Source organism: Rhodococcus sp. T7 (assembly GCF_009872365.1).
Classification (GTDB): domain Bacteria; phylum Actinomycetota; class Actinomycetes; order Mycobacteriales; family Mycobacteriaceae; genus Rhodococcus_F.
This window is the reverse complement of the sequence record NZ_WXYH01000010.1, coordinates 20,847-27,035: the sequence shown is the minus strand read 5'-3', so window position 1 is coordinate 27,035 and position 6,189 is coordinate 20,847. Positions and strand designations below refer to the sequence as shown.

The window sequence follows — 6,189 nt, the reverse complement described above, 5'->3', positions numbered from 1 at the left end:
GGGTGGTCCGCACGCAGCCCGATCCCGTCGATCAGCTCGCGGCGAGCGAATACGCGATCGCCATCGACGACCTCCAGCGAGGCGGTGACCACCTCGACCCGGTCCGGGAATATGGCCACCGGAGTGTCCAGGGTGAGCACCCTGCACCGGCCCGGGCCGGTGGGGTCGGGTTCCTCCATCGACGTGTGGACGTAGCGGAGTTCGCTGATGTCGCCGGTCAGTCGCAGGCGTAGCAGCGAACCGCCAGGAATCCACTCCCGGAGGTCGACCACCAGGCGCCGCGGGCCGGACACCTCGAACGACACGGGCCGGGCAGTGAACCGGAGCGTGGCCCGCAGGCCATTGCCCCAGCCGCCTTCGGTGCGGGCGAACAGTTCGACCGGCGCGCCGCCGGTCGTGGTCAACTCTTCGAACCGGCCGCTCGCCCGCCCGCGAGCGTCGGCGAACCGGTCGCCGTGAGCGTGCACGATCCGTATCACATAGGCGCGCTCGCCGCCTGCGGCGAAGAAACTCGACACCGCATATGGCAGGCGTCCTGGACCTTCGAACCCGCCGAAGTGGTGGCGATACTCGTCCCAGCTGGTCACCGGCACCGCGATCGACCGGCGGCGCCGCGTCGTCGCCAGCCAGGCGGCAACGTCGGTGTCGGGTTCGAGCGTGTCCACCGGCAGCCACGCCGGTCCGCGCGGTGCCACGCCGAGGAGCGCGGTGATGTCTCTGCGCACGCCGGTGATCGAGCGCACCGGTTCGGGCGGCGCCAGGAAGATCCCCGGGGCGCCGAGTCCACGGAGAGCCCGGCCCAGCGTCATGTCAGCTGTACTCGATTTCCCGGTAGTTGAGGGTGAGCTCCTCCATCGCGACCTCGGTTCCGCCCTTCGCGGCGAGGGTGGGACCGGTCCACTTCTTGGGCTGGGCCTCCTGTAGCTTCCAGGTGCTGACGGCGTTGCGCGCCTCGTCGAGAAGAGTGATGGTGACAATTCGCGGGTCGATGTCACCGGCGCGGACGTTCTTCAGCCAGGTGAACAGGTCAGCCGAGCCGATGAGGCCGCGCTTGAGAACGACGTCCTCCACTTTGAACGTGTTCTGCACCTTCCGGATGGTGTTCACCTTTTCGTTGCCGTTGCGGTAGTCGGCGTACTGCACCTCGAAGCCTAGGCCGCTGACGTCACTGAAGCCGCCGACGATCTGACCTTCGTCGCCGGTGCCCTGGTCACCGCCGAGGGACACGAGAAAGCTGAACGCTCCATACGGGTTGTCGCGCTGAGTTGGCATCGGTCATCCCTCCGATCAGATCCGGGAATCGGCGGTGAACTGGCCGATCCGGAAGATCACGTACTCGGCCGGCTTCGTCGGTGCCACCCCGATGAGGCAGATCAGCCGCCCGTTGTCCAGGTCGTTCTGGGTCATGGTCGTGCGGTCGCAACGGACGAAGAAGGCCTCCTCCGGCTTTGCCCCGAGGAGGGCGCCGTTGAGCCACTGCACATAGAGGAAGTCCTCCACCATCTGGCGGATGTTGCGCCAGAGCCGCTCGTTGTTCGGTTCGAACACGGCCCACTGCATGGCCTCGTCGATGGAGTGTTCCAAGTAGATGAACAGGCGCCGGACGTTCACGTACTTCCATTCGGGATCCGATGTCATGGTGCGGGCTCCCCACACCCGGTTGCCTCGGCCCTCGAAGAATCGCAGGGCATTGATGCCCTCCGGGTTCAGCACGTCGTTGCGTGCGGTATTGATGTTCGCTTCGAACTTGGTGAGCCCGCGGACAACCTCGTTCGCCGGGGCCTTGTACACGCCGCGGGTGATGTCGTTGCGGGCGTAGATGCCGGTGACGAACCCGGACGGCGGCAGCAGCAGCCGCCGCGGCGGTGCGCCCTGCGCGGCACGCTCCAGCGGGTCGAGCACCTCGATCCAGGGGTGATACATCGCCGCGCGGGTCGAGTCGAATTTCCCGCGAAAGGCCCTCACCTCGTTCATCGAGCTGGCGCGGGGGGCATCAACAACGGCGATCCGATAGCGCTCGAGCTCGGCGTGCGCGATCAGGCGCTCAGCGGCCTGTTGGCAGAGCAGCTCGTCGTCGTAGGTGCCGCCGTCGGGAACGGCGACGATCGCTATGTCGTCGATCTCGCCGAGCGCCCGCAGCCCCGTCGCCTTCCGCCGCGGATCGTCGGGGTCGGCGTCATCGCCCAGCAGGTCGTCCGGCTGGGTCAACTCGCCATCTTTCCCGCCGGCAAGACGTACACCTTCCGGGTCCGTCATGAGCGCGAGCAGCAGTGCGATGGCCCGACCAAGTTCATCGGGAGCGTCTGTGTCGAGCAACAGGACGGCGTCCTCGTCTTCGGGGTCGTCGCTCTGCATGATTTTCGCGATCCATCTCCGTTGCGCCGGATGGGTCGCCAGTTCGTCGCACACGTCGATGCGGTCTTCACCTGCCTGGACGGTGACCCGCAACGCCACCTCCGTGATCGTCGATCCGGCGGCCACGGCGACGGCGGCACCATTCGCGTCGAGGAACTGCTGGCGGGCGAGGCCGTTGAGGTCGACGGTGCTGGGGTCAACCTCGACGACCGCCAGGTCACCGCCGACCGGGTCCGCGTTCGGTCCGGGCGGGGTACCACCGGGTGCGGTGACCTCCACCACCGCGCCATGTGTCAGGCCGCGGGCCTGGGTACCGAACACGCCATGGTCGAACGCGACGTTGTTTTTTCGGATTGGCCGCACCGTGAGCAGCACGTTGCCGTAGGCGCCGGGCCACCGGCCGCGCCAGGTCGCGTTGTCGGCTGCGCCGAACGGCAGGCTCAGCCGGGCGATGCCCCAGTCGGCCGGTGCACCGCCGCCGGGTTCGGTCGGAACGAAGACACGGGCGACGTACAGTCGCTTTCCACCGTTGAGGAAGAACGCCCGGGCCGCGTGGGCGAGGTAGCACTCGCTGGTCGGCTGGCCGTCGCCGCGGTCGACCGTCAGCTGCGCCAAGCCGCCGTAGACCCGTTCGAACTCGGTAAAACTGGTTATCAGGCGGGGCTCGTTCGTCGACGGTCCCGGCCGACCGTTGTCGGTGTATTGGACGGGTCCCCACCGGGTCATTCCGGCAAAGCCGGTCGTGCTTGTCGGCACACCTTCGATCGACTTGGAGCGAAAGCTCACCTCTTCCACGTAGACGCCGGGGGCAAGGTATTCGGGCATGGCTCTGCTCCTCGTTCAGGCGATGCGGATGACAACCGACGTCTCTCGCCCGTGCGGGAGGTCGACTGGTTGCGGTGGGTTGAGAGGTGACAGCTGCGCTTGACCAGGAAGGAAGCGGCGGCCTGTCAACGAAGCCTCGACCTCGGGGGTGGGCGAGGTGACGACAGTCTCGAGCGGGAGATCCCAGAGTGGGTCGACTGATGCCCGCAGCGGGTCGGCGGGATCGGGAGTTGGGGCTGGGAGCGTCGCTCCGATCGTCAGCGAGATGGGCACGGGGTCGGCCGGCACGACGATGTCGTTGGCGGACTGCTCCACGACGAGGGCGAACTCCCCTCGATCGTCGCCGTGGGCCCAGCCGACGTCGTCGCCTGTCGCATTCTGCGCCCGGACCCGGGCCCAGCGGACCGGAACGAGCGCACCGCTGCCAGCGTCGAGTCGCACGATCCGTCCCCGCATCACGGTGGCGCGTGACGGGAGGTCGGCGGCCGAGCCTGGCATGCACCACAGCGGCACGCTGCGTCGGAACAGCGGATGCGGCGGTTTTGTCGGGTCGGCCTCGGCGGCGAGCACGTCGGCCTCGTCCGCGATGGTGATGCGGACCCGGCGCGGGACGATCCGCCGGCCGAGTCCGGCAATGCGGGTCGCGCCGACGTTGTCGTCGTCGACCACCCGCAGGTCGACGGTCGTCGGTAGGCCCTCGTCATAACGGGACACGAATCGTCCGGTGTGATGGCGGTGCATCCGCGGCAGGACCGCCGTCAGGGTTTCGCCGAGGCGCCACGGGCGCCACTTGCCTACCGGGCGGGGGAATCGCTCCATCCGCACGTCCGCGCCCGCGCCGAGGCGCCGGCCCGAGATGGCGTCGCGCAACTCCACGCCGAGCGCGAGGTGGACGACGCTTTCGTCGTAGCGGTCCGGCGTGTAGACGTTCATGGCACCGGCACCGGTGAGGGGACAAGCCCGCGGACAGCGGTGACGACGTCTGGATGGTCGGGTTCGTCCGGGGCGTCGATGCGGGTGACCCGTGCGACGTAGGAGACGCTGAGGCGGAAATCGGTCGGCAGGGTGTCGAAGGTGCGCAGCACGTCCTCGGTGACCAGATCTTCGTTGATCACTTGGATGGCGTCCCGCGCGTCCCATCCGCCCGAAGGGTGCAGCCGGGGGCCTGACACGATCGGGTGCCGCTCGAGGCACTGCATCGTGGCGCCCAGGATGCGCAGCTCCGCTTCGGCATCGGTGTCGAACGGCGTCAGCAGGAAGTGCGCGTCGAGCGGGAGGTGGATGGTCTGCTCGTGGTGCGCGACCGCCGACCACGGCGCTCGCATGGTGTGGTTGATGTCCACCCGGTAGCAGAACATGGATAGCGACGGAAGCGTGATGACACTGTTCGGTGAGATCCCGACCTGGCCGAAGTCCTCGGTGCGAACGATGCGCGCGGTGGGCAGTGCCCGGAACGCGTTGGCGTCGAGCGCGTCGAGGTCCGCGAAGGAGCGATTCAGCAGCTCCTGAAGGCTCAGCGCAACCGCCGCAATCGAGGTGGAGTTCGCCACGAGTACGACTGTCGGAGCACACCGTCACCACCGCGTCACCGCCGATACCGCTCAGACGGTGACATCGACGTGACGGGCGCCAGGAACCGTGTGGCCGTGGACCTCAACGGCTGGTTCGATCGCATTCCACGTCTCACGGTCGACGTTGGGCACCGACGTCTGCCCGTCTTCCGTTCATTCGGGGTTATCGGGTTCCAGTTCGCTCTCACGGCCGCAGTCCTGGTATCGCTGCTGAACGGAGTCTCGCTCGCGACCGCGCTCGGAATGTCGGCAGTCGCCGGTCTGTCGTTCTTCGCGTGGGGTCTGCTGCGCCGAGCCGTGACCGGGCGGGAAACTCTCGTGCTCTTCGAGTACGTCTGGGTTGCGTTCGGCGCCGCCGTCGGATTCCTCTGGTTAGCGGGCGGCCCAATTGTGGCCGGACTGGACGCCATGGCGGTGGCACTGTGCGCGTTCCTGGCTTGCGGCCGCCTGGGCTGCGCGGCCGCAGGTTGCTGCCACGGCGTGCTGGCCAGAACCGGGATCGTCTACGGGCCCGAGTATGGGCTGCCACCTCGCCTGACCGGTCGGCGGCTCCTGCCCGTTCAACTGTTCGAGGCTGCCGGGCTGACAGTTATCGGACTGGTCGGGCTTGCGCTGGTCGGCGGGCCAGCCGGAAGGCCCACCGTGTGGTTCCTTGTGGCCTATGCGGTGCTCCGCTTCGGCTGCGAAGCGCTGCGTGGCGACAGACGCCCCACCGTCGTCGGTCTCTCGGTCCCTCGGGTGATGTGTGCAGCCCAGGTCGTGGCCGCCGTCGTCGCGGCTGAGTGGTGGCTCGAACCTGAGCCTGCGGGTCGCGCCCTGGTCGCCGGTGGTGTCGCGCTGGCAGTCGCCGCACTCGCGGGGATCAGTCTGACGGTCCTGCGCGGCAGAAACCCGCTCGTTGCGCCCGAGCATCTCGACGAGGTGTGGGAGGTCATAACGACGCTCGGACCGCGCGCACCGATGACCGACCCGCACGCCGTTCACACATCTCGTGGCATGACCGTCGCCGTCACCCGCTCCGGCGAGGGGTTGCACGTATCGCTGTCACACCCCGAGCGGCCCACGTTCCCGGTCGGTGTCGCTCTCCGCCCAGACGCGGTGATCGAGCGTTCGGGAATCACCCACCTCGCGCTGCAGACCGACAGTTCTGCACTTGCACACACCGACTCCGCGCCACCCGTCGCTGTGACCACGCAAGGACGGCGCGGCGCGATGCCGAACCGCATCGACGATCAGGACACCGACTACTTCGCTCGCCCCAGTTCGTCGGGAGCCGCGAGCCACGACGGCGCCACAGCATCGTGACCTCCCGGTGCAGGGACGGTGACGATGGCTTGACAGCGCCGCAGTCCCTTTGACCGGTGGACAGTCGAACACGCGATACCATCCTCGTGCTGCGGCTTTGGGGCGAGCCCCATGACCCGCTCATACGGGGGCG

Annotated in this window: 6 protein-coding genes; 1 reads left to right on the top strand and 5 read right to left on the bottom strand. The window is 68.1% G+C overall.

The window, feature by feature from the left end:
* From MLGJGCBP_RS01400 to MLGJGCBP_RS01380, 5 genes are all read right to left on the bottom strand, one after another.
* Positions 1-809 (bottom strand): hypothetical protein (locus MLGJGCBP_RS01400; protein ID WP_236580865.1); only part of this gene is annotated, 809 nt, incomplete at its 3' end.
* 1 nt (position 810) lies between these two features.
* Positions 811-1,272: a phage tail protein gene (locus MLGJGCBP_RS01395; RefSeq protein ID WP_160093783.1), complete on the bottom strand. Its 462-nt coding sequence runs from the start codon at positions 1,270-1,272 to the stop codon at positions 811-813.
* A 15-nt stretch (positions 1,273-1,287) separates the two neighbouring features.
* Positions 1,288-3,180: a phage tail sheath family protein gene (locus MLGJGCBP_RS01390; protein ID WP_160093782.1), complete on the bottom strand. Its 1,893-nt coding sequence runs from the start codon at positions 3,178-3,180 to the stop codon at positions 1,288-1,290.
* 15 nt (positions 3,181-3,195) lie between these two features.
* On the bottom strand, positions 3,196-4,113 hold the full coding sequence (locus tag MLGJGCBP_RS01385) for a hypothetical protein (protein ID WP_160093781.1): 918 nt from the start codon (positions 4,111-4,113) through the stop codon (positions 3,196-3,198).
* Positions 4,110-4,730, bottom strand: a complete 621-nt coding sequence (locus MLGJGCBP_RS01380; RefSeq protein WP_160093780.1) for a DUF4255 domain-containing protein — start codon at positions 4,728-4,730, stop codon at positions 4,110-4,112. Before MLGJGCBP_RS01380 ends, MLGJGCBP_RS01385 begins: the two co-directional genes overlap by 4 nt.
* Positions 4,731-4,820: 90 nt before the next feature.
* Between MLGJGCBP_RS01380 and MLGJGCBP_RS01375 the strand changes: the two genes are divergently transcribed.
* Positions 4,821-6,056 (top strand): prolipoprotein diacylglyceryl transferase family protein, encoded by a 1,236-nt coding sequence (locus MLGJGCBP_RS01375; RefSeq protein WP_160093779.1) that lies wholly within the window; start codon positions 4,821-4,823, stop codon positions 6,054-6,056.
* Positions 6,057-6,189 lie beyond the last annotated feature (133 nt).

Coding starts and splice junctions, on each gene's coding strand:
- MLGJGCBP_RS01395 (WP_160093783.1), bottom strand. CDS start 1,272: ATGCCAACTCAGCGCGACAACCCGTATGGAGCGTTCAGCTTTCTCGTG.
- MLGJGCBP_RS01390 (WP_160093782.1), bottom strand. CDS start 3,180: ATGCCCGAATACCTTGCCCCCGGCGTCTACGTGGAAGAGGTGAGCTTT.
- MLGJGCBP_RS01385 (WP_160093781.1), bottom strand. CDS start 4,113: ATGAACGTCTACACGCCGGACCGCTACGACGAAAGCGTCGTCCACCTC.